The organism is Paenibacillus koleovorans NBRC 103111, assembly GCF_004000845.1.
GTDB lineage: Bacteria > Bacillota > Bacilli > Paenibacillales > NBRC-103111 > Paenibacillus_AA > Paenibacillus_AA koleovorans.
In genome coordinates this window covers 1-22,647 of sequence record NZ_BIMA01000078.1, presented here as the reverse complement: position 1 = coordinate 22,647, position 22,647 = coordinate 1, and the positions used below count along the sequence as shown (strand labels likewise).

20 protein-coding genes are annotated in these 22,647 nt (G+C 57.1%); 1 reads left to right on the top strand and 19 read right to left on the bottom strand.

Translation table 11 applies throughout. The features are described from left to right. The first annotated feature begins 143 nt into the window (after positions 1-143). On the top strand, positions 144-1,322 hold the full coding sequence (locus PKO02S_RS22115) for an EAL domain-containing protein (RefSeq protein WP_127586252.1): 1,179 nt from the start codon (positions 144-146) through the stop codon (positions 1,320-1,322). A gap of 444 nt (positions 1,323-1,766) precedes the next feature. Here the strand turns inward: PKO02S_RS22115 and PKO02S_RS22110 are convergent, their stop codons facing one another. The 19 genes from PKO02S_RS22110 to PKO02S_RS32520 form a co-directional block, all read right to left on the bottom strand. Continuing rightward, positions 1,767-3,362 carry a methyl-accepting chemotaxis protein gene (locus PKO02S_RS22110; protein ID WP_127586250.1) on the bottom strand — a complete coding sequence of 532 codons (1,596 nt, stop codon included), beginning with the start codon at positions 3,360-3,362 and terminating at the stop codon, positions 1,767-1,769. 112 nt (positions 3,363-3,474) lie between these two features. Then, on the bottom strand, positions 3,475-4,689 hold the full coding sequence (locus PKO02S_RS22105) for a M20 metallopeptidase family protein (RefSeq protein WP_127586248.1): 1,215 nt from the start codon (positions 4,687-4,689) through the stop codon (positions 3,475-3,477). Then, positions 4,682-5,956 carry a hypothetical protein gene (locus tag PKO02S_RS22100; protein WP_127586246.1) on the bottom strand — a complete coding sequence of 425 codons (1,275 nt, stop codon included), beginning with the start codon at positions 5,954-5,956 and terminating at the stop codon, positions 4,682-4,684. Before PKO02S_RS22100 ends, PKO02S_RS22105 begins: the two co-directional genes overlap by 8 nt. A gap of 48 nt (positions 5,957-6,004) precedes the next feature. Continuing rightward, the gene (locus tag PKO02S_RS22095) at positions 6,005-6,760 is read right to left on the bottom strand and encodes an SDR family NAD(P)-dependent oxidoreductase (RefSeq protein WP_127586244.1); all 756 of its coding nucleotides are present in this window, start codon (positions 6,758-6,760) and stop codon (positions 6,005-6,007) included. A gap of 58 nt (positions 6,761-6,818) precedes the next feature. Next, entirely contained in the window at positions 6,819-7,574 is a 756-nt protein-coding gene (gene kduD / locus PKO02S_RS22090; RefSeq protein ID WP_127586242.1) for a 2-dehydro-3-deoxy-D-gluconate 5-dehydrogenase KduD, read from the bottom strand. Positions 7,575-7,595: 21 nt separating this feature from the next. Next, positions 7,596-8,363, bottom strand: a complete 768-nt coding sequence (locus PKO02S_RS22085; RefSeq protein WP_127586240.1) for a DeoR/GlpR family DNA-binding transcription regulator — start codon at positions 8,361-8,363, stop codon at positions 7,596-7,598. Continuing rightward, a complete protein-coding gene (gene kduI / locus PKO02S_RS22080) occupies positions 8,364-9,197 on the bottom strand; it encodes a 5-dehydro-4-deoxy-D-glucuronate isomerase (RefSeq protein WP_127586238.1) in 834 nt (277 codons plus the stop codon). Between the two features lie 487 nt (positions 9,198-9,684). Further along, positions 9,685-10,689, bottom strand: a complete 1,005-nt coding sequence (locus tag PKO02S_RS22075) for an aldose 1-epimerase (protein ID WP_127586236.1) — start codon at positions 10,687-10,689, stop codon at positions 9,685-9,687. Next, positions 10,686-11,132, bottom strand: coding sequence for a zinc ribbon domain-containing protein (locus PKO02S_RS22070; protein WP_127586234.1), 447 nt, complete (start codon positions 11,130-11,132; stop codon positions 10,686-10,688). Before PKO02S_RS22070 ends, PKO02S_RS22075 begins: the two co-directional genes overlap by 4 nt. 15 nt (positions 11,133-11,147) lie before the next feature. Beyond that, positions 11,148-11,438, bottom strand: a complete 291-nt coding sequence (locus PKO02S_RS22065) for a hypothetical protein (RefSeq protein WP_127586232.1) — start codon at positions 11,436-11,438, stop codon at positions 11,148-11,150. Positions 11,439-11,524: 86 nt separating this feature from the next. Further along, on the bottom strand, positions 11,525-13,780 hold the full coding sequence (locus PKO02S_RS22060) for a thiamine pyrophosphate-dependent enzyme (RefSeq protein ID WP_373865228.1): 2,256 nt from the start codon (positions 13,778-13,780) through the stop codon (positions 11,525-11,527). A 162-nt stretch (positions 13,781-13,942) separates the two neighbouring features. After that, the gene (locus tag PKO02S_RS22055) at positions 13,943-14,956 is read right to left on the bottom strand and encodes a 2-oxoacid:acceptor oxidoreductase family protein (RefSeq protein WP_127586270.1); all 1,014 of its coding nucleotides are present in this window, start codon (positions 14,954-14,956) and stop codon (positions 13,943-13,945) included. Positions 14,957-15,282: 326 nt separating this feature from the next. Then, positions 15,283-16,365 (bottom strand): aromatic acid exporter family protein, encoded by a 1,083-nt coding sequence (locus tag PKO02S_RS22050; protein ID WP_127586228.1) that lies wholly within the window; start codon positions 16,363-16,365, stop codon positions 15,283-15,285. A 174-nt stretch (positions 16,366-16,539) separates the two neighbouring features. Then, positions 16,540-17,679 carry a toxic anion resistance protein gene (locus tag PKO02S_RS22045; protein WP_127586226.1) on the bottom strand — a complete coding sequence of 380 codons (1,140 nt, stop codon included), beginning with the start codon at positions 17,677-17,679 and terminating at the stop codon, positions 16,540-16,542. 30 nt (positions 17,680-17,709) lie between these two features. Then, positions 17,710-19,374 carry a vWA domain-containing protein gene (locus PKO02S_RS22040; RefSeq protein WP_127586268.1) on the bottom strand — a complete coding sequence of 555 codons (1,665 nt, stop codon included), beginning with the start codon at positions 19,372-19,374 and terminating at the stop codon, positions 17,710-17,712. Between the two features lie 36 nt (positions 19,375-19,410). Beyond that, positions 19,411-20,157 carry a hypothetical protein gene (locus PKO02S_RS22035; RefSeq protein WP_127586224.1) on the bottom strand — a complete coding sequence of 249 codons (747 nt, stop codon included), beginning with the start codon at positions 20,155-20,157 and terminating at the stop codon, positions 19,411-19,413. A 23-nt stretch (positions 20,158-20,180) separates the two neighbouring features. After that, positions 20,181-20,483, bottom strand: coding sequence for a hypothetical protein (locus tag PKO02S_RS22030; RefSeq protein WP_127586222.1), 303 nt, complete (start codon positions 20,481-20,483; stop codon positions 20,181-20,183). A 73-nt stretch (positions 20,484-20,556) separates the two neighbouring features. Then, positions 20,557-21,321 carry a creatininase family protein gene (locus tag PKO02S_RS22025; RefSeq protein WP_164821602.1) on the bottom strand — a complete coding sequence of 255 codons (765 nt, stop codon included), beginning with the start codon at positions 21,319-21,321 and terminating at the stop codon, positions 20,557-20,559. After that, on the bottom strand, positions 21,305-22,647 hold a 1,343-nt coding region (locus PKO02S_RS32520; RefSeq protein ID WP_164821601.1), incomplete at its 5' end, for a polysaccharide deacetylase family protein. The genes PKO02S_RS32520 and PKO02S_RS22025, both read right to left, overlap by 17 nt.

Genomic DNA, 22,647 nt, shown 5'->3' with positions numbered 1-22,647 from the left:
ACACTTTTTACGGAATCCTGAACCAGCCTCAAAACAAATTTTTGTTGCTTATGTAGTTTTTATGTTAATTTTCCTCACATTTCGCTTGATCTTTTGAGTCTTGTTTGCTATTTTCAAGAAAGCGACCGCCATCAGGAGGAGTTATGAGCCAGATCGTCCCGTATTTTCAACCGATTGTCTCTCTGCAGACGTTGCAGATTTATGGCTATGAAGCATTGGGAAGAAGGCTGCGCGACGGCCGGCCGGAGAGCTTGGGCCCCTTCTTCGAAGACTCTACCGTCAGCCTGGAGGAGCATCTCGGCGTCGACCGCATTCTGAGAGAACGCGCGATCGAGACCTTCTCCCTGCACAAAGAGACGGCCAGTTTGTTCATCAATCTGAAGCCGTCGTGGATATATAGCCAATATAACGGCAATGGCTCGCTCTACACGCTGGAGCTTCTGCAGCAGCACCACTTGCCCCCGGAGCGGATCGTCATCGAGATTACGGAAGAGGAGTTTTCCGGCGACCTCGGGCGACTGGCGGAGATCGTCAACATTTATCGGGATGCCGGCTGTACGATTGCGGTGGACGATATCGGCAGCGGCTTCAGCAATCTCGATCGAGTGGCGCTGATTCAACCCAGAATTATGAAGATGGACTTGACGATGCTGAAGAAAGCGGCCATCCACGACGGATACAAGGCGCTTATGCGCTCGTTCTCCACGATTTCCACTCAGATCGGAGCCTCTCTATTGGTTGAAGGGATCGAGACGAAAGCGGATTTGCAATATTCGCTGGAGGTAGGCGCACGGTATGCGCAAGGTTTCTTGTTCAGCCGTGCGGAGGCTGACTTGCAGCCGTCAAACCGATACGAAACGATGCTGCTGGAGGAAATCCGGCTGTTCCACAATAAAAATTACGAAAAATTCGAATACCTGACCCGTACGGAGCAGCTGTGGAACGCCAAATTGGCGACTCTCATCGACTATGCGAAGGAAGTGTCCGATCCCGACGAGCGGGTCAAACGCCTGATCCTCATGCTACCGGCGCCATGTATGCGGATCTATGCTTGCCGGGACGACGGCTTCCAAGTATCCTCCAATTTTGTCCGAGACACATCCGGCGAATGGACGCAGGACCCCAGCTTCCGCGGGACGAACTGGAGCTGGCGCCCTTACTTCATCTCCAATATTCTGAAGATGAAGCTGCATAACCAGGGTACGATGTCGCACGAGTACGTAGACTTGGACAGTGCGAATACGATTTGCACATTCTCTTATCCGACCGGCGACGGGATGTATTTGTTCATGGATTTGCCGCTAACGGAAAGTGCCGTGTGAGAAAAACCTGATAGGAAGTTCTCCGATCAGGTCCTCTGGCGTAGGTGTCAGTTGGCGCGTGAGGAGGGCAGAAAGAGGGGTTTCGACTGCTGTTGTAATCATGACCCTTGATTGAATTGGGGTTGAAGTCGGGCCATGATTACAAAGGCAGACGCTTCGCTTCTCCACTCCCTCTTCCTGCCCTCTTCGGTCCTTCTCTCGTTCATCGCGTTACGTAAGTCGGATTAGAGACCGCTTCCCCCTCCGCTCCCGTCACGCAGTCCGGAAAAGTCGGACTAGCGTCAAACCCATAACGCTCCCGCATATTCCCGCATAACGTTATTTCGCCGTTCCAGCGCTGTTTAGTTCTGTAAAGGATTTAAACTTTCTGCTATGAAAAAAAGGCAAGCCGCTCGCTTCTGCTGAACGCAGCTGCGAATGGCTTGCCTTTTGTGATCCCCATGCTCAGGAACTTGCTGTTGCTGCACGCGCCGGTTTGGCAGACGGAGCCCTTACGGCTCCCGCCTGGGCGAGATCCAGATCGACACCGACGACACCGATGACGACCCTATTCACGCCGTACACCGGGCGAGACAGCGTGACGCAAGGTTTCTTGGTGATCGCGGAGATGTAGACATTCGACACGAACGTCTCGCCTTGGATAGCGCGTCTCCACCACTCGCGCCCGCTCGCGTTGAGCAAGCCGGCCTCCGGCATGGAGAACAGAAACGAGCCGTCGCTGCGATTCGACCAGACGGCTTCGATACCGCCGGTATCCGCCAGAAGCCGGCCAAGAGCCCGGGCATGATCGGCCGGAAGCAGTCCCGTCAGCTCTTGCGTTGCAGCTACATCGCCGAGCTTCTTCAAGAAGCCTTCCAGAATCGGCTGTGGAATCTCAAGCCGATCCTCTTGGGTCCGGATGCCGTTAATGGCGCTTACCATTTCGTCCGATGCACGGGACAAGCCGCTGCTTACCGTCTGCAGCTTGACCGTCTCCATTCGTTGATGCTCCGTCTGCTCCAGTGTACGGTCTACACTGGTTAGCGCCTCGTTCACGAGCTCCACCGCCTGCGCGAGTCGTGCCGTTGTGGAGCGCATTTGCTCGGCTTGCTGCTCGCCGGCCCGTTCGGTATGGCTAACGAGTCCGTGCACCTGTATGATTTTCTCCAAGATGAGGCCGATGCCTTCTTTCATTCGCTTCATCTCTTGGATGCCGCGGAACACCGCCTCCTTCTCCGCATGAACGGAAGCGACAACCTCGTGCACGCTCTTCTCGACCGCCTCGAGCGTCTCGGTTGAACGAGCGACCGCTTGGCTGCTCTGATCGGCCAGCCGGCGAATCTCGCTCGCCACGACATTGAAGCCGCGACCCATCTCGCCTGCTCTAGCCGCCTCGATCGAAGCGTTCAGCGCGAGCAAGGAGGTCTGGTCGACGACTTCGCGGATGAAGCTGTTGATCTCCTCGATTTTATCCGTATGCTCTGTCAGCAAAGCCATACTCGTCCCGAGTGAATCATGGTTGGCATGTAAATCTTCCATTACCTTGTCAGTCGCATCCAGCGAAAGAGAGATGTCCACAACCTTTTGCTGCGTGTCTTCGCTCTCCCGACCCAGTTGGCCGGAGACGTCCCGGATTTGATCCGCCGCCGCCGTTACTTGCTGCAGTGCCGCAAACGTCTGCTCGATTGTGAACAGCGTCTGCTGGCTGCTGTGTCTCAATCGCTTCTCCTCGCTTAGCGAACGGTCGGCGATTTCGTTCAATCCGGCGATCGACTGATTCACCTCGACTACAGCCGCCGTCAATCGGTCCGCGAGCACCTGCGACTCATTCAGGAACCCGTTCAGTCTCTCTCCTGTCAGAGGAGCGCCTGGCAGGCCTTCCGTCTCCTTGAGCCTCGGCGGGCGAGCAGTCGCTAGGACGACCCCGCCGTTGACCACAGCCACAACCAGCACCAAGTACCATAAGCCCGGTTTTTGCCCGACCAGCCATCCGATCAGCGCCAATCCCGCCACATTCCAAACGAGCAAAAACCAAATCGTCTTGTTCCAATCGTTTCTCATCCGTTCCCCTTCTCTCTTTTTAGCATGTAAGTATAAATAACATTATAAAAGAGTGGAATGCTGAATGAAAGGGGATTTTTAACATTTACCATAAGGAAACATGGAAATCGTGTCATACTTCTTTACATACACGCTCAAAAGCTACCGAAGCGAGCAAGCTTGCGCCGATCGGCAAGCAGCTTTCGTTAATTTGCAGCTTCGGGTGATGGAGCCCATACGCCTGCTCCGCCCCTTGCTCCGGCCCCGAGCCGAGCCAGAAGAAGCAGCCGGGCACAAGCTCCAGGTAGCGGGCGAAATCTTCTCCGATCATCGTCGCTTCTCCGCGAACGACCTGCTCTGTCCCAAGTATTGCAGAGGCCAAGTCCGCGAATGCCGCCGTGCAAGCTTCGTCATTGATCAACACCGGCGTCCGCTCCATGTACCGCAGCGTGCCCTTGCAGCGATGAGCGGCGGCGACGTCCGCCACAAGCAGCTGCAGGCGCGCCGGCAATCGCCCGCGAACCGCCGGCGAGAACGTCCGCACCGTGCCCTGCAGCTCGGCGCTGCCGGGCACGATATTGCCGACGCTGCCGGCGTGGAAGCTGCCGATCGTCACGACAACCGGCTCGAACGGCGATACCTCGCGGCTCGCGATCGTCTGCAGCGCGCTGACGACGGCGGTGCCGGCGACGATCGGATCGACGCATTGATCCGGCACAGCGCCGTGCCCTCCCTTGCCTTCGATGTCGATCGCGATCAGATCGGACGAGCCCATCATCGGGCCGGGACGGACGCCGACCCGCCCGGCGGGCAGCGTCGGCAAGTTGTGCAGCCCGTAGATCTCGTCCACGCCGTCCAAGGCGCCGTGATCGATCAGCACCTGCGCGCCGAGACCCACTTCCTCGGCGCATTGGAACAGCAGGCGCACGGTGCCGTGCAGCGCCTGCTCTGCATGCGCCTCGGCCAGCAGCTGCGCTGCGCCGAGCAGCATCGCCGTATGCGCGTCGTGGCCGCAAGCGTGCATGACGCCCGGCCGGGCGGAGGAGAAGGACAAACCCGTCTCCTCCTGGATCGGCAGGGCGTCCATGTCGGCGCGCAGAGCTATGAGGCGGCCGCCGGAGCGGCCCTCGAGCTCGGCGATGACGCCGTGGCCGCCGCCAACGCCCATGCGTACGCGCCAGCCTAGCCCCTCGAGTCGCTCCGCCACGAACGCCGCCGTCTCGGCTTCCTGGAAGCTGAGCTCCGGATGCTCGTGCAGCCTGCGGCGTATCGCCACCAGCTCGTCCGCAAGCTCTAGCGCCCTCAGTCCGAACTGCTCAGGCCTCCATTGCCTTCCCTGGTCAACCATCGATCGAAGCTCCCTGCACGAGCCCGGCAGCGGTTTGTTTGATCATCGGCTCGAGCTCCGGACGAAATGGACTCGATAAGCCGAACAGAGGAATCGACTCGATCGGCTCATAGCCCCCTTCGCGAAGCTGCTCCGCAGTCGGAATGTAGGCGATGACCCCGTTCGTGTAACCAAGGGGAAGCACACCCCCGGGAAACTTCTGCTTCAAATAGTTGCCGTACTCAACGACAACCTCGCCATTCATCGCGAGCAAGGTCAGCCCTTCCGCCAGCCTCCAATAGACGAGCCGCATCGGGACCGATCCGGCAGCCATCGCTCCAGAATCGTTCAGCACCGGCTCGCAAGGCAAGTCAATCGTCGTTTCCCTGCTCGCCAGCACACCGCTCCTCAATGGCTGCATCGGACGATCCAGGACGTCCATCACCGCTTTGCCCAGCTCGTCGCCGAACCTGGCGACATCGGTATCGTCCCCACGGAAAAACCCGCCGTCCGCTCCGGTCAAATTCGGCCGGATGTCGCCGCAGCAGCCTTGCAGGAAAGTCGCGACAACCTCATTACCGCTAACATCCCCATCTGAAACGTTACGAACCCCAGCCTCCACAGTCTCCATCGCCACACCTGGATACTCGGAGTTTATCAGATTATCTCCGGTCGTCGTCGGGTGGCATGTGAAATGCACGTGCACGCCTTTCGGAGAGCCGTCGCGGACGCGGCGGTATTGTATAACCGTAACCTCCTGGTCGTTAGGCCCTTCGGGATTCGGCGCCATTACGCAGCGGCCGTCGACCTGCTTGCGCCGATGAATGCCGATGCTGCAGCGGCCAACCCCTTTTTCCACCGAAACCGGCTCCAGATTGCCGAATGCGGCTTCCAATCCGCCGAGCACCCGCTCCGCCACAAACGAGGCGTAGTTCTTGTCGATTCGGCTCGCCATCACCCCACCGCGCATATGAGGGCCGCTATGCGAATGGCTCGCGCAGTACAGCACATCCGCTCCAGCCAGTCCCCATCGGCTCCGAAGCGCTTCCGCCACTTCCGGTATCACATCGGCTTCCAGAGCGATCAGATCCGCTTGAATTAGCGCCAATCGACGGACTTCACTCTCGGCTCCCTCACCATACTTCTGTTCGAAAACCGAAATTCTCGCGTGCAAAGGGCGAGTAATGCCTTCATAGTTACCGTGTCGAAACCCGAAACCAGCCAGCGGCACCGGCTCCTTCGGCGTAATCTCCACCTTGGCCGTGCCGAGTCTGAGCGTATCGTTCATTGCCTTTGTCCTCCTTGTCCAGATCCAGCCTGCGAACGTCGCTATTCGTTAAAAAGTTAGCTGACCCCCGTCAACGACCAACGATTCCCCGGTAATGAAGGCTGCGTCGTCCGACGCCAGGAAAGCAAAAACGCCGGCGATATCGCGCGGCTTCCCTGCGCGTCCCAGCGGTATTTTCGTCCGGATATAGTCCGCCACTTTCGCCGCGTCATCGATCGCTTCCGTCATCGGTGTCTGGATGTAGCCCGGGCAAACGGCATTGACCCGAATGCTGTGCGGGCCGAGCTCGATCGCCATCGTCTTCGTCAGCAGCACGACGCCGCCCTTCGAAGCGTTGTAATGAGCATAATGCGCCTCGCCGACGATGCCGTTCGTGGACGCCATGTTCAGAATAACGCCGCCTTCGTTTTGCGCGACCATTTGACGGCTTGTCCGTTGGGCAACTAGGAACATGCCGTTCAAGTTCACATCTATCATTTTGCGCCAATTGCTTTCCTTGATGTCCAGGAACGGCTCTTCCCAAGCGATCCCGGCATTGTTCACAACAATGTCGATGCGGCCGAATTCGGCAACCGTCCGGTCTACCGCCTGCTGCACCTGCTCGGCATTCGATACGTCGGTCGTGAGCGCGATGACCCTCGCGCCTTGCGCAGCCAGCTCCGCCTCCTCCGCCTTTACATCTTGCTCCACATTGGAAACAAGCGCCAACCAAGCGCCTTCCGAGGCGAAACGCTCCGCCGTCGCTCTGCCGATTCCGCGACCCGCCCCCGTCACAAACACCACTTTTTGCTCAAACCGTCTCATCGCTCTCTCCGCCTCTCCTAATTTGAGTCTTTCGGACTTCCTTCACGTCATTCTCCAGCTATCGAGCCATCCAGCCGCCGTCCACGCATAGCACATGCCCGTTCATGTAATCCGACGCTGCGGAAGCCAGGAACACGACCGGCCCTTGCAGGTCCTCGATTGTCCCCCAGCGTCCGGCCGGGATGCGGGCCAATATTTGCGTGTTGCGTTCCTCGTCAGCCCGGAGCGCCGTCGTATTGTCGGTCGCCATGTAGCCCGGGGCGATCGCGTTGACGCATATGCCTTTGCCGGCCCACTCATTGGCTAACGCCTTCGTGATACCCGCAACACCATGCTTCGCCGCTGTGTAACCCGGGACATTAATGCCGCCTTGGAACGTCAGCACCGAAGCAATATTGATGATTTTGCCCGAGCCTTGTTTGATCATCTCCCGCCCCACTAGCTGGCACAGAAAAAAGACGCTGTTCAGGTTCAAGTCCATCACCGCATGCCAGTCGCTAGCGCTATGGTCGGCTGCCGGCGTGCGGCGGATGATGCCGGCATTGTTCACGAGGATGTCGATCCGCCCCATCGCGGCCAGCGTCTCTTCCACTACGCGAGGCAGCTCGCTTTCGTCGCCGAGATCGGCGGTTACGGTATGGACGCGACGACCCAAATCGCGAATTTGCGCTTCCAGCTCGTCACTCTTCGTGCTGCTCGTCACGATGACGAGGTCGGCACCCGCCTTGGCCAGCCCAAGCGACATGCCGGCTCCGAGCCCGCGCGCCGCTCCCGTGACAAGAGCGACTTTCCCGTTCAAATTAAACAATTCCATACAGCTCTCTCATCCTTCCCGTTACAAAGGTCCCCGAATCAGCTTGGCTCCGACCGCTTCGTATTTCTCCGCCATCTCAGACGTAAGTCCGCTGTCTGTAATGAGCGCATACACCTCATTCAGCTTGGCGAACGTAAGCAACGCGCATTTGTCAAACTTCGTATGATCCGCCACGCAATAAGCCCGTTCCGCCGCCTCCAGCATCGCCTGTTTCTGATCCAACAGCTCGCCTGTATAAATCGTCATGCCGTACTCGGGATGAATGGCCGTCGCCGACAAAAACGCCTTGCGGATATTGAGCCGGGCCATAAACGTCACCGCCTCCGGACTGACCAGCATATTCCGGTTGCGGTGGCCGCCGGGAACGATCAGCCGAATGCGATCCTTGCGCGCCAGCTCGGCGATGATGAACAAATCGTTCGTCAGCACCGTGAGCGGTACGTTGTCGAGCAGCTTGGCCATCTCGAGCGTTGTGCTGCCCCCATCGAGCGCGATGATATCGTTCGGCTCGATGAGCTGCACCGCAATTCGAGCAACGTCGGCTTTTTCCGGCAAATGCCGGGCATTCGGCGCCTGCTGTGGCAGCAAGCCAAGGTCGCTGCGGTTTTTGAGCAAGGCGCCGCCATGCACGCGGACGAGCAGCCCTTGCTCCTCCAGCCGTTCGAGATCCTCGCGGATCGTCTTGCCCGTAACATCGAGCAACGCGCTGAGCTCGTTCACCTTAACCTCGCCGCTGCCGAACAGCAGCTCCATTATTTTCTCATGTCGCTTAAGCGGCGGAAATGTCATTTACCTCAAATCCTTCATGGCGACCGCATCCATGTCCGCAAATTCCTGGTTTTCGCCGGCCATGCCCCAGATGAACGTGTAGTTGCTCGTTCCTACACCGCTGTGAATGGACCAGCTCGGGGATATAATCGCTTGTTCGTTGCGCACAACGAGGTGACGCGTTTCTTGCGGCTCGCCCATCAAGTGGAAGACGACGCCGTCTTCCGGCATGTCGAAATAGAAATAAATTTCAGAACGGCGGTTATGCGTATGGCAAGGCATCGTATTCCACATGTTGTTCGGTTTTAGCAGCGTCATGCCCATGACAAGCTGGCAGCTCTGGATGCCGTTCTGGTGAATGTACTTGTAAATCGTGCGCTCGTTGGATGTCGCCGGGGCGCCCAGATGCTGCGGCTCCGCCTTGCTGATCGCCACATGCACGGTCGGATACGTCTGGTGAGCCGGCGTGGAGTTGAAATAAAACCGAGCCGGATTCGAAGCATCCGCGCTGTGGAATGTCACTTCCCTGCTGCCGCGTCCGATATATAGGCAGTCCTTGGGCTCGAGTATATGCTCAACCCCGTCAACGGAAACGATTCCCTGCGGACCGACATTGATGATGCCGATTTCGCGGCGCTCCAGGAAAAAGTCAGCTCCGGTTTCTTTGCGGTCGGCTTCCAGCTTCAGAGGCTCGGACGTGGGGATTGCCCCGCCAACGATAAAACGATCTACATGCGTATACGTCATTTGCAATCGACCCGGCACGAACAGCGAAGGTATCAAATATTGCTGACGCAGGCGGTCGGTATCCAACATTTTCGTTTCTTGCGGGCTCAGAGCGTAACGGACTTCCATTTGAAAATTCCTCCGTGGTTAGAGTTTGATGGGTCTTCCTATAAGCTTGCTACCGCTTTATTGTACTACGAACGTTCATTTATGTACATGTAGGTTTATTTTAGTTTTATCAAGGTTTACTTTAGTTGTCAGAAAAAGTGATCCGCATAGGCACGGTCTACGCGGTGTTCGCCCATACAATCGGCGTTCGCCCACATACACTATAGGGAACTTACGCGCACCATCCCAGCCCAAACATAACCATGTCGTACAAGCGGATCAACCTGAAGAAAGGGGCATTTCTGTGCATCGACAATTATTCCCATTCGGCTTATTCCCAGGCGTCGGACCGGGTTCCATCCAGCAAAAAGCGCAGTCATTGGCTACGGACCGCTGTACTAAGCGCTGTACTAAGGCACACTATTAAAAAGGAGCAAGCTCTCCATTCACTGAGACGCTTGCTCCTTTAGATTAGGCAACTGACCCGTTCGGGTATTAAGTAGGAATCTTAATCGATCGACTCCACATACAGCCGGCTCGAGCCGCTCCAGCTGCATCCCGGCTCCAGCAGGACAAGCCCCGTCTGCTCGGCCGGCAGGCTGAGGTTCGGCGCATTGACCATGTTGATCTGCGGCTCCGGGCAGAAGAAACCTCCGCGAGCGCCGTCATTCCAGATCATCCACTGCTTGTACGCCATGCCGGCGTCATACACGAGACGCGCACGCGCTCGGCTATCGGTCAGAACCATACGGTTGCCGCTCGGTCCCGGCTTGGCGCTGTAATGATTGTCCATCGCCTCGGTAAATGGCGATGCACCGGCGCCTTCACTGCCGAATGCCTGCTCGAACGCCGACAGCGGCTGCGTTCGTTCCGTCGGCAGCATACGGCCGTCCAGCTCCCAGCGCTCGCCGATCGACATCGTGAACGAGCAGTCGCTTGTCGTGCTGCCCGGCGCGAACGGCGCGTTGACCGCCGTGTGGAAGCCCAGCATACAGGGCATCGGTTTGTCGCTATCGTTGTACACGCCAATCTGCTGAACCAGGCCGGCGGCCGTCAGCGAATAGCGCAGCGTCAAGCGGAAGGGATGGGGAAACCACGTATACGACTCGTCGCCTTCTCCTCGCTTGAACTCGAACTGCGCGTAGCTCTCCTGCCCGTTCGAGCCGATGTCGACCGTCTCCCAGGGCTGGTCGTAGCATAAGCCGTGCAGGTGGTTGCCGGTCGCAGGCTCATTGACGGGGAACGCATACTCCGTTCCCTGCACCTCGAACCTCCCGCCGTCATACCGGTTCGGCGGGAAGAGCACAGGGATGCCGTGCACCATCGGAGAGGCCTTGAACCCGGCCATCTCCTCCGGCTGCGGCTCCCGCAGCAACGCATAACCGCGCTCCACATCGCGGAGCGCGATCAAATTCGCGCCGACGCCCGGCAGGACGGCGGCTTCATAGGCGCCGGCCTTCAGCCACACGGCCTGCTCGCCTTGGTATGTACCTTTCCACGCTTCTACACTCATCTCGATTCCGTTCCTCCCTCGGTTTCATCCGGTTCCATCGCTGTGCTGATCAGGGTAAGGCCGCAAGAAGGGCATTCAGGCGCCGTCGACTTCACTTGATGCCCGCAGCCGGGGCAGACATCCAGCTCAACACCTTCATCGCGTCCGTGCATCGCTTCCGATAGACGGAATACTCCATCCCTATCAGCTCTAAGCTTCACGCTTCCTAGCAACTGCTCGACCGAACGACCGTCGACCTCCAGCACTTGCAGCTCCTCCGTCGGCAGCCACAGGATGTTTCCTTGCGCATCGGACAAAGCCGCCGTCCGCACTTCCCCATAGTCTTCATCCGGGAACAAGTCGCCGCCCAGAAAGCTGGAATTTCGGGAGCTGTAAGCGCCGAATCCGGTCCCGAGCAAGACGTAATGAGCGCCGGTCGGCTTATGTCTGACGATCATAGCCATGCTTCATCATCCCTTCTACTCCCTTTTGCGAATGTCGGCGGTTCCCGCCTCGTCTGTGTACAACAGCAGCAGCGGACTGTTCTTCAATTTCACATTATACCGTTTCAGCTGCGCCTCTTCTACCTCCATCAGCTGCCACGCTTCCGGCGTATCGGCCCCTTGCTCCTCCAGGAAAACAGGCAGCCCCGCCGTCGCATCTTCCTCGAAATCCCAATATTTCGTACCATAATAGGGCAGCTTATAAGAATTGACCAGCATTCCCGTCCATACTTGCCCGCTCTCCCGATGACGCGCCACAAATGGCATAATGCTCGCTCCTCCTTCCGGCTCGAAAAAATGCGGGCCCAACTCCGTCGCCGGAATTGCGCCCGCCTGCCTTGCTCATGCTAATGTTACAGGTACGGATTCTCGTGCTTCGCCTTCAACCGGCTCCAGCGGCGTTCGATTTCGTCTTCGAACGATTTCAGCGCATCCGCATTTTCCGGCTTCAACATATGCTTCGTCTTGCCCATCGTCTTCAGCCATTCTGTTACATTAATCTTCTTGTTCTTCTCTTCCGGGTTGAACGTAATGTTCGTGATGCCTTGCTCTATTTCGTAGAGCGGGAAGAAGTTCGAGTTGACCGCGTAGTCGATGATCTCGGTGCCGTCTTGATCTTCCGACAGCCAGTTGAGCGGGCAGGTGATCAGGATTTTGCCGTACACAAGACCTTCGTTTTGGGCGTACCACTGAGCTTTGGCCGCTTTTTTGACCAGATCCTGCGGGAACGACTCCGAGCCGGTGAAGACGTACGGAATGTTCGTTGCGGCCATAATTTGCGCCGTATCCTTATGCTGGAACAATTTGCCCTGCTGCTTCGAGCCGACGTTGGACGTGGAAGTCCGGTGGCCGAGCGGAGTCGAATAGCTGAGCTGAGCGCCCGTATTCATATAGCCTTCGTTATCGTACTCCAGAATAATCATCTTATGATTGCGAAGTGCCGCGCCGATCGCCGGCCCCATCCCGATATCCATGCCGCCGTCGCCGGTAATCATGACGAACGTGAAGTCGGCCGGCAAGTTCAGGTAGTCGAGCTCGCCTCTGCGCTTGCGTTCCCAGAACATCTCGACGACACCCGACATGGTGGCTGCACCGTTCTGGAACAAGTTGTGAATGTACGTCGCCTTGTGAGCGGAGTACGGATAACCCGTTGTAACAACCATTGCGCAGCCCGTATGGAACAGCGCAACGATGTCGCCCTCAATGCCCTTGAAGAACAGCTCAAGCCCGGAGAAAATGCCGCAGCCCGGACAAGCGCCGTGGCCCGGAGCGATCCGCTTCGGCTTCTTGGTCAGCGAGCGGAGCGGCGGGATGCGCACGTTCAGCTTGCCGGTTTCTTCGTCCTGCTTCACAGTGATTAGGCCGGTGTTCAAGTCTTCGTATTTCATCGGGTTCAGCACGCGTTTAGGCGCTTTCGCCGGATCCCCCGGGCTATGGCCATAATAATCGAAAGGCTTCTCCACCTTGCCTGCAGCAATCGCGTCCAGCGCGAACTGGAACAAGGCGTGGCCGTCTTCATTATAGAAGTCTTTGCCGCCCAGGCCGTAAATCCGATTGACTACCATCGTGTTGGTGTTGCCTTCCGTGAACAACGCCGCCTTGATCTCCATCGCCATGTTGCCGCCGTGGCCGCCGTAAGAATCGGCACGGTCCCCTACCGTAACGGCCTTCACGTTCTTGAGCGCTTCGGCGATTTGTTTGGCCGGGAACGGACGAATCATGTTCGGCGCGATCGAGCCGGCTTTGATGCCTTTGGCGCGCAGCTGGTCCACGACGTCCTTGATGATCTCGGAAGCGGAGTTCATCAGGAATACCGCCACTTCGGCGTCTTCCATCCGGTACAGGTCAAGAATCGGATAATCGCGGCCGGTCAAGTCAAGGTACTCTTTGCGGATGCGGTCATACACCTGCTCCGCATTGTACATCGCCACGGTCTGTTGGTAGCAATTGTTAATGTAGTCAGGCTCGTTCATGTAAGGTCCGACCGTAATCGGATTGTTCCGATCGAGCGTATCCGGGTAGCCGCGCATCGGCTGCTCGCCTACGAACGCATGCACGTCCGCGCGATGAGCGAACGTCTGTACCTTGCGCTTCTGATGAGATGTGAAGTAACCGTCGGACGCAACAAGCACAGGCAGACGAACTTCCGGATCTTCCGCCAGCTTGATCGCCATAATATTCATATCATAGACCGCTTGCGGATCTCGGCACATCACGATCGGCCAGCCCGTATTGAGCGCGTAGTACAAGTCGGAATGGTCGCCGTGAATGTTGAGCGGTCCGGAAACCGAACGGCACACCAGGTTCATAACCATCGGGAAGCGCGAACCGGATTGAACCGGCATCTGCTCCAGCATGTATAAGTAGCCGTTGGCGCTAGTCGCATTGAACACGCGGCCGCCGGCCGTCGAAGCTCCGAAGCACACGCCCGCCGAGCCGTGCTCGCCGTCCGCCGGGATCAGCTTGATGTCATGCTGCCCGTTCGCTTTCATCAAATCGAGGAATTGCGCTACTTCCGTAGACGGTGAAATCGGGAAATATCCCATCACGTGGTAGTTGATCTGGTGTGCCGCGTAAGCCGCCATCTCGTTGCCCGACTCGTACACCATCCGCTGCTCGACTTTCCCCGTCTTTGTCTCTTGCTTGAAATCGATAGCCAATGATCTCACCCTCCTAAACCGTTTCTATAAGAAAAGCTTATGATCGATGCAATTCGAGGAAATGCATACGTGCTTTATGGGTAGCCTTTGAGCTCCGCTATGAATCAAATGTTAAGCGCCGAATACCGCCCGGTCGAACCGGTGAGGCACTCGATGCCCATCCGCATAGCCTTCCTCTTCGCGAGCGCTGGAGAGCGCTTCCGTCGGGCAAGCCTTCACGCATTTCAAACAGCCTTTGCAATATTGGTAATCGATTCCTTGCAGGAACATCTGCGGTCGGCCCTTCTTGTCCGCCAGCTCATCCCACACGAAACAGAAGTCCGGGCACACGTTGTCGCAAGCCGCGCAATGGATGCATTTCTCATCGTCAAAATGAGGCATCATGCCCGCGCGCGAGATGCTGATATCTTTCAATATACTATTCCCGGGGTTCGTAATGGTTCCCCCGATCGGTTGGGTGGCGTACCCAAGGACAGGCGTATCATGGCGCACAAAAGCCGGCATAAGCTGATCTTCCGGCAATTGGAACGTCTGAAATTTCACCTCGTGGTAGCCCCGGTCGAACGTGCGCAATGCCGGCTGAACGGCTTGGGGATATTTCTTCTCCAGCGACTTGCGAATAACGCCTTTCATCGACTCAGGATCCAGGAAATCGCAAAGCCGGAACAGCGCGCCCAGCATCGCCATGTTCACGCGGTTTTTCTCTTCGAGCGCGATGCCGATGGCGTCCACGACGGCGATCGTGCCGCCGATGAGGCCTAACTTTTCCTTGAGCTCTTCAGGTGTTTTCTTCGAGTTCACTAGGACAAGACTATCCTCGTAAATGCCGCTGATAACGTTTACAGTTTTAGAAAGCGACTCGTGGAATATGCCGACTACATGAGGGCGTTCCACAGGAGAAGTATCGCGAATGTTCGTCTCCGGTAAACAGAACCGGATATGGGCCTTTACCGCCGACCCTTTTTTCTCGGAGCCATAGGAAGAAAAGCTGACACCATTCAAGCCGACGCCTGTAACGCCTGCTTCGGCCAACATTTTGCCTGCCAAATTAGCTCCAAGTCCCCCAATCGATTCAAGCCGAATCTCGAAAAATCCTAGATCATTCACTTTGGGTAGAGCGACCACTGCCATGCGATGACTCCTTTCCGATGTGTGTTATCTTGTCTATAAACCCTAATCTATCATATCTTTATTACTTTTTATATAGTTTTATTATACCTATAGCTTATAAATCTTCGATTTTTTTCTTATAGGCGATGGAAATCAGAGGTGCTTTTCGACGCTTCCGTCCTCAATGGAGATTCAGGTTTCGAACCTGTATTCTCTCTCGAGCAACCTTATTATTCGCGCTTCGCGTTGAAATGATCGTGTCCGGCGAAAGCGGCGTTTGATAGGGTAAGAAAGAGACCCACTCGCGAGTTCCGCAGTGGGCCTTGAGGCGTTCATTTATATTAAAAAGGGGGTCGAGCTTTATTATAATCCCTGTTCCTTAAAGGAAGATGAAGAGAAGATTTCAATTTTGTTACAAGGGAGGGCTTCCTGATTGCTGCAGGGGTCGGGTTGCTCCTCATGTTCGGCATTTCTTGCCCATATTCCCTGAGCGCTTCGTAAGCCTGGTAGTAAGGAAACAGGTCGCGAAGCGCCTTGCCGTCCGGGACGAGCTTCGTCTCGTCGGGGTGAAGCGCCTTGTTGAGCAGCCTGAACGGTACTCGTTTGCCGCTTATGACCCGTTCTTGCGCTCTCGCCAGGAGCCAGATCGCCCTTTTGAGCCGAGCCGCTTCTTCTAATGTAAGATCGGCTTTCTCCAAAGCTTTGATCAAGTCGCGAATGCGCTCCACCATCGTTTCATAGGTCAGGAATCGTTCTCCGGAGCCGGATGGCGACTGTGTCGCCTTCGTCAGCCAGCGGTCCTCTCGAATGAGCTGGGAAACGGCGTTTCCTTTCTCAATATAGCTCCGCACTTCATCGATTTGTTGGCGCATGCCCGGTTTGTACGGCGTCATACGCCCATTCTCCACGTCTATGCTGACGTAATAAAGGAGCGCCCGCAGCATCGTTTCAGCTTTGGTGAGCAGCGACTCCTCCCGTTCATGGTGCACCGGTCGGCGTATCATGTTCACGGCGGTGCCGACGGTCATGCCGATCAGCACGAGCGAGAGCTGATGTAAGGCGGCGCTGCCGAACAGCTCGTCGGCGGTGCCCATCGTGTTGACCGTGATGATGACAGCCAGCGGCAAGGATGCGGTTTTCTTGAGCCGGACGAGCAGCGCCATGACGATGAATGCCACCAGAGCGATCAGGAAGGAGGTGCTGCTTCCGGTGAGCTCTACGACGGAGATTCCGAGCAGAGCGGCGAACATTGCACTCGCCAGGTTGGACATCGAGTTCCGCAGCGATCGGTACACGGACGGCTGGACAGCCAGCATGGAGATGATGCCGGCGAAATGATCGGGTTCCAGCCCAAGCAGCCTGGCGATGAAAATGCTGATCATGATGGAAACGGCTGTCTTGACGACGCGGAGTCCGATTTTCATAAGTGATAGCTCCTGTACGAGAGTTAATGTCACCTATTATAACATCATCCTTGTTCTCAGCACTATAGATCGAAAGTAATGTTAGATTAATTGACACATTCCACTAAAATTTAAGGCCATCCCAATGTAGGATGGCCCTTTCTGTTGGTGACGCCTGCTCTACGCGCCGATCGTCTACAGCCCCAGCTTGTTGCCGCGTTCGAGACGCTGGATCTGCTTCTCGCCGGTATCGGCCAGCTCGCGGAATTGATTGATCGTCTCGCGCATCCTTGGCAGCGCCTCTTGCTTGTAGGCGCTGATGGAGTCGAGCGCCGACAGTACGTCGGTGAATGCCTGCTTCATCGTATCGACGGAGATGTTGGCCTCAAGCGACTGCTTGTGGATCTCGGCTCCCTGTTCCTTGAGCATCCGGGATGTGCCTGCGATCAGCTCATTCGTCGTCTGATTGAGCAGCTCGATCTTCTTGAGCACGATCTTCTGATTGTAGAGCGCACTCGCGACGGTGACGGCGATCTTGAGCGCGGATACGGTCACGTTCTTGGCGCGATCGACACCCCGGATCAGCTCCTTGTTGTTGCGGACGACGACCTCGATCGCCATGATGCCCTGCTGGTTGACGACCTGCATCTGCTGCAGATCCATCAGCCGCTGGCGCAACGGGAACATAACCTCCTCCGTAATAAAACGGATTTTCTCGGGATCCTCGCCCCGCGCCTTCGCCGCTTCGACCTGCTGCTCGATGGAGGCGTCCATCAGCGTACCCAACTCGATTTCCTTCTGCAGCTTCTTCGTCAGATCGCGCAACGACTGCTGCTCGATCTCGAGCGTCGTATTGTCGTTCTTGAGCGTCGTCTTGCCTTTGTCCAGCGAGACGATAATGTCGGAGATGACGGCATCGGCCTTCTCGAATCTCGCGAAGTAGGCCCGCAGCGGGTTGAACAGCTTGCCGAGCAGCCCGCTCTTGGCAAAATCGACAACGCTCGGATCCAGGTCCTTGAGCTGGATGTTCAGCTCAGACAGCCCCTTGGCGACCTGTCCGCCTTCATCGCCCGTCTTGGACAAATTGCCTACCGTAATTTGCAGCAGTTGGTTTTTCTCCGACGAGGACCGCATCGTCCCCATGCCGAACGTATCTATCGACTGGAGGATGTCCTTGCGCTTGTCGAGCGACTCGATGTCGAGCGACATAATCGCCTGAACGTTGCTCTCCGCCATCTGCCGAAGCTTGGCGACTTCCTCCGGAACCGGCTTTGCCTCCTCTTCAATCGCGACCTTGATCTTGTCCTGGCTCGGTATTTCCATCGTAAATGACATCTCGCGTTTCCCTCCCGAGGGTTCTATGGCTTACATTTGAACGTTGAACAGATTGCCAAGCTTGTAGACGACATCGTCCGTATCCGCATTGATGCTTGCCGCCTCGTTGATGCTCGAGATGCTCTGCAGCGCCTTGATGTCCGCATTGTAGCCAATCGTGTAGATCGGAATCTTGTAATGCTCGATAAGTCCCTGAACCTCCTTGAGCTGGAGGCCGACATTCGTCTCGCCGTCGCTGAGGAGGAAGATCAGCGGCTTGACGTTAGGATTGACCGCCATATGGTCCTGCAGCAGCTTGATCGCCGCGATGACGCCGTTGAAGGTCGCGGTGTTGCCTCCGGCCCGCAGGCTGTCTACGGTACCGACGAACAGCGACTGCTGATTCGTATCGTACTTGCCGATCGGCAGGTTGATCGCGACCTTGCTCGAGTAGGACACGAGACCGATGCTGTTTTCCCTTCCGAGGTACTTCTGCCCCTTGATCAGCGATTCCTTGAGCCGGTTCAACGGTTCGCCGGCCATGCTGCCCGAGACGTCCGCGACGAATACCGCCGCGATCGGCTTGCCGCTGTTTTTCTTTTCCTTCCATACCTTCTGGGCTGCGGCCAGGACACTGCCTTCGACCTTGCCGAGCTTGGATTGATAGTCCTCCAGCCCGTTGAAGCCCTTATCCTTGGCGGCCGCCTGGTACTTGGCCTGGCTCGCGAACTCTGCGAATTTCTTAATGATCTCGAGTTTGGTCGCGGACACGTTGCCGAGCGCATAGAGCGGGCTGTCATGGCGCGCGCCGAACGGAGTGAACACATAGGCCCCTCTCAGCTCGGCCGTATTGACATAAGTCTGATATTCCAGTACGAAACCGTCGAGCGCTCCCGACTTGGCCGCTTCCCGCATCTGCAATGTTGTGGACGCGATGAACGGCACGTTGGCCTGGAAGCTCTCGAAGCCTTGAATGGCTTTATCGCTGAGCAAGTTCGCGCTGTCGAAGCTCTGCAACGTCGTGACAAGAAAATTCAGACCGGTCGAGCTGGCGAAGGGATCCGTGTAGCCCATGGAGAACTCTCCCGACGCAATGGCCTCGATCAAAGACTTGACGTTCACTTCGCCGTACTTCTTGACAAATGCGTCGTGCTTGGCCTTCGAAATGACGATGCCCGGAACATTGCCGACAAGTCTCTCGGTGATAAGCTGCGCATTGACGCCGGAAGCCTTCACCATCTCGCCCCACATCTGGTTCGAGGGCGTGAAGGCGTCCGGCACGTATTTGCCCGACCGGATATAATCCGCAGCCGTACCGGAGGCGATATTGCGCAGCTTGACGGAGACAGGCACACCGTTCACCGTCATTTTCGCCTTGTTGAATTCCTTCGCGACATCCGTCAGCCAGCCGTCGTCTCCCGTACCTGCCTTCTCAGTTGAAGAGAAAATCTCCGCATAATCGGCCGTCGTGCTGTCCGCCGTGATCGCAAATTTGGAAATATCGGGCAACGAAGCGGCCACATCGACCGGATCGAGATCGATCCGCCCCTTGACCGGCGTCTCCGTCGTGACCTCGATATTGCCGTACAGCTTGTTCAGCCGCTTGCTCGCGTCCTCCGTCGCCACCTGCTGGTCGGATTTGCCCCAGTTCGTGGACAAGTTGACGCCCAAGTAGACGACGGAGAATACGAGAACAAGAAAAATGCCCGTTATCATCAGAAATTTTTTTCCGCTGCTCAATGTACGCCCCCCTTATTGTTTGTAGTACTTGGTCTGCTTGATTAGTGAGTCAATCTCCACCATGGCGGGCATTCGTTCGATCTCACCCGGCTCTATGCTGTCCAGTCGAGAAATCTCCAGCAGCAGCTTGTCGAGCTGCAGCAGCATCTCTTCGCTTGTGCCGATTGCATGCTTGATATAAGCCATGTAGTCGTTGTAGAACACAGTCTTCTCTTGAAGCAGCTTGGGCGAATAGCGCGCCGTTTTACGCGTCATCACCCGCTCGTACTCGGACTCGTCGAACACATTCAGCCGGTTCAGCACACTCTTAATATTCAAATAGAATAGATTCTCTACCTCATTCGCAACGGACCAAAACTTGGCGAAGCTCATCTCGGCAGGGTCGAATCTTTGTTGCAGCACCTTGAGCAAGGTTTCCTTTCTCTTGTCCATCCGCTCCATCTGCTCCAGCGTCAACGAGACGTCCTCCGCAAGCGCACGGATTTTGCTGTAGGGCGCCAGCGCGGCCGCGAAGTCCTCGCGCGACCGGACACGATCCGGGGTCAAGACAATCGGCGCCTTGTACAGCCAGCTGTAGCTGCCATAGATGAGCGCAATCGCACTGGCAATCAGCAGCGTCACGCCAAACGCCGTTTCCAGCGCGCTGCCGCCGATCGCTACGCCGACGAAGGCGGGTGAGAATGCGAGGATATTGACGATAACCGCGGCGACCGTGAGTCCCAGCATTTTCAAGTAGTTGTTTGCGGCCAACGCCTGCATCCCCCTTTCACTCCGACATAAATTTAACCGACCGCGCCCGCCGCCTGCATCCAATGTGCAATTGAGCAGGCGAACGGCTCCTTATTAATACTTTCATAATATGACAGGGTTCGAGGAATGTAAAACAAAATGTGCCGACGCGGGCGCTCGATCGCCTGATGCTTATATACTGGAATACGTTGTTCCCGGCGATGCGTTTCCGAGCCTGATAAAAAGAACCGTCCGGGAAGATCTGCCTGACGATCCTTTTCGTTTTCCCGTCGGTCACCGCCGCCTCCATAAACCCGATTTCCCGCTAAGCAAGACCACAAAAAGCTCGCATCCAATCGGATACGAGCTCCCGTCTGTGTTCTGCGCCGAACGACGCTTCAGCTTCAACCTGCCGCTGAGCCGTTACCGTCAACCTTGCTTGATCGCGCCGCATTGCTTGCTCTGGCGGACCGCTTCCCGCGTCTCGTCCAGCTCCCGCAAGTAATCCAAGCCGCATTCCACCAGAAGCTGCATCAGCTTCTCGCCCTTCTCGCGCGATGCCAGCTCCGGATACCCCCAGTAGCCGTCCTCGGAAATGTCGTCCATGTCGAAGTAGTCCATATAATCCTGCGGAACGGATACCGCCTGCGTCTGAGGAACATGAGGCTTCACATGCTCCGGAGTAAGATGCATCATGAGCGATGTCTCTTTCTCGCCTGCATGAATGTCGTTGAGCGTCCGCTCCGCCACCTCATGCTGCCGCTTGGCTACAACGGATGTGTGGATGAGTACGATTTCGATCGGCTGCTTGCGGTCGGCGAAGTCGCGAATAAGCTGGCGGATCGTAGGTTTGATGATCCAGTTGCCGCCGTGGCCGTTCAACACGATGATCTTGGTGAAGCCTGAATAATGAAGCGATTCGCAAATGTCCCGAATGACAAGCGCCAGCGTGTCGGCTTTCAAATAGACGGTGCCTCTCGATTCACGATGCTCGATCGAAGATGTGACCGCGAGCGGCGGCAGCACGTAAGCATCCAGCGCTTCGCCCATCCGTTTCGCAAACTCGCTCACGATGATCGTATCGGTCCCCACCGGCAAATGGCTGCCGTGCTGCTCCACCGCTCCGACCGGAAAAATCGCCGTCTGCGTCGCCGCGGCTTCGAAATCGCGCTTGTTGTTAAACATCGTCAACATGTTGAATGATACTCCCTCTCCGGCATAGTTGTCCGTACATGGATCGCACTTCCACGCCATCCGGTACGGCTTCGCCCGCGAGCAGCGGCAGCCAGACGACAGGCTTCCAGCCCTCAACGGCACACAAGCCGCCGCCGTGCAGATAGACGTCGAATGCATCGTCCGCACTTAACCCGGCCACTCGCAAGCTGCGGCGGCGCCTATGCCAGTCGTTGATGCGCCGGCTTGTCCAGAATGCGAAGCCTTCGGCCTTGGCCATTCCCACGAAGGCGACCAAGGAGCTGCGGACTTCCTCCGCCGAGTGGATACGGCCCTGATGGAACAAGAAATGCGCCACCCCGTTCACCTTGCGAACCTGCTCGAGAAAAGGCTGAACCACGCTCAAATCGCTCATCGAGCCCAAATCCTGCGTCAGGAAGCCGATTTCCAGTACGTTGTAAAACCGATTTTCCTCAGTATACCATGAGATCGGGAAATAAGGGTGACATGTTCCGAACGGAAAGCCGACCGTCCCTTTTTTGCTTGGCCCCCGCGTCTGATCGACTTCAATTCCGCAAGCCTCGCACCAGGCGAACAGCTCGCCCCAGCCTTCGAAACGGGTGAAATGATTTTTGTTGCTGGCCGGCTTCTCGCCGCCCGTGATCGTCCGCAGCCATTCGAACTGGCGACGGAAATCTTCCTCCGTCCAACGGCCGCCTTCCCGCATGTTCGCATTGAAATGCAAGGCGAGCTCATGCCCCGCCTCGCGGATCCGGACATGATACGGATAGCTGTAGCCCGGCTTCATCATGCACCAGGTCGACTGAATGCCGCATTCGGCCAGCACCTGCAGCGTCGTCTCCGCGTCGGTATCGTGGTTCCGGTCGCTGTCATGGGACACCATGGCGACGCCGGCCACGCCTTCCGGCCATACATCGACGAGCGGCAGCCTTTTGCCTCGCGCTGTCACCCGCTGCAGCACATGCGAGACGACCGCTTCGCGCCAATGATCCGCATACGGTGCCGCGAAGTAAGGCGCCCCCGTCTCGGTGAAGACGCGGTCCGCTTCCCAGTCGAGCTGCAGCTCGTCCTCCGCCTTCAGCACGCCGTCGTCGAGCGCGGCGCTGCCGTCCGGCGCCGGCGCGCCGTCCTCGGCGACCGGGCGCGCGCCCTGCTGCATCGCGACGACGGAGAAGGGAATATCGACGCTCCAGCGGTCGATATGGCCCTTCTCCACGCGCAGCTGCAGCAGCGCCGCGAACGCGCCGGCGCCGGCGTCGCCAGCAAGCGGCGCTCCCGCGCCTGGCGCATGCGGCGCCGCCGTGCCGACCGCGGCCGCGAGCGCCT